The sequence below is a fragment of the Candidatus Accumulibacter vicinus genome (assembly GCF_000584955.1).
In the GTDB taxonomy this organism is placed as follows: Bacteria; Pseudomonadota; Gammaproteobacteria; order Burkholderiales; family Rhodocyclaceae; genus Accumulibacter; species Accumulibacter vicinus.
In genome coordinates, this window is the sequence record NZ_JDSS02000028.1 from 1 (window position 1) to 1,241 (window position 1,241).

1 protein-coding gene is annotated in these 1,241 nt (G+C 73.1%); it reads right to left on the reverse strand.

The window, feature by feature from the left end:
• Positions 1-1,241, reverse strand: a 1,241-nt coding sequence (locus CAPSK01_RS13550; protein WP_034927652.1) for a WD40 repeat domain-containing protein, incomplete at both ends; no start/stop codon positions are given.

Genomic DNA, 1,241 nt, shown 5'->3' on the forward strand with positions numbered 1-1,241 from the left:
CCAGCGACGTCCCACAGCCGGAGCGAGCCGTCGTCGCTGGCCGAGGCGAGGGTCGCACCGCCTCGACTGAAGGCGAGTGCCGCGACCCGCTTTTCGTGCTTCGCCAACGACCCGGGCAACCGGGCGCGGGCCGCGACGTTCCACAAGACGATCGCGCCCTGTTCGTCGCCCGTTGCGAGCACGCCGTCGGCACGCCAGGCGAGCGCGCTGAGGGCCGGACTGCGCCCGCCTCCGGCAGCCGCCGCGCTCTCCAGCCCGGCAAGCGGCTGGCGGCTCGCCACATCCCACAGGAGCACGCGGCCGTCGACGCCGGCGGAGGCGAGGGTCTTGCCGTCGACGCTGAAAGCGAGCGCCGATACCGCACCCTGATGAGCCTCGACTCGCTTCGTCGCTGCCTTGACCGAGGCCGACACGACGGCTGATGTCGCGCCACGCTCGATCGCCGCCGCCGGCGCACTTTCCCCGGCCAGAACGGTCGATCGCGGGTCGAAACCCACCTTGAGGAAGGGGCTGCGCAGCGGCGCCGTTGCTGCAGGCGCTGGCGCAGCTCGGGGTGTTTCCACGACGGCATCGTCGAACTTCACCTGGCCATCGGCGCCGCCGGAGGCCAGCGTCCGTCCATCGGGGCTCAACGCCAGCGCCTGCACCGGGCCGCTGTGTACGGCGACCGGATCGCCGAGCAGCCTGCCGGTGAGCGGGTCACGCCGGTAGATCGTTCCCTGCTCGCTGCCTTCGACCAGCACGCCCTTGCCGAGCGCCAGTGCCGACACCTGCGCATCGTGGCCGGTCAATGGCGGCAGCGACTCCTTGCGACCGGCCACGTCCCAGAGCACCGTTGCCGCCTCATCGCTGGTCGAGGCGAGCCGCGCGCCGTCGGGGCTGTAGGCCAGCGGCCGCAGCACGGTCTGGCGCGCCGGCGGCGCGGCACCTGCGATCGGGCGCTGGACGATCGGCTGCCGCTCGCCAGGAGGCACCGTCAGCCACCACAGGCCAGCCACGACGACCAGCGTCGCCAGCGCCGGGATGATCGGCCGCACGCCATGACGCGACTGCCCGTTGAGGTACCACAGCCGCTGCAGCAGTGGCGGTGCGGCGAGGGTCAGCGGGTCGATCGTGTCGCCGGTCAGGGCAGAGAGCAGCACCCGGTCGTTCAGGGGGTGGCCGGGGTCCAGTGAAGCCAGCGCAGCGGCCTCGCGGCGCCGTCGCCGCTGCTCGCTCCGCGGCGGGTCTTCCTCGGCGAA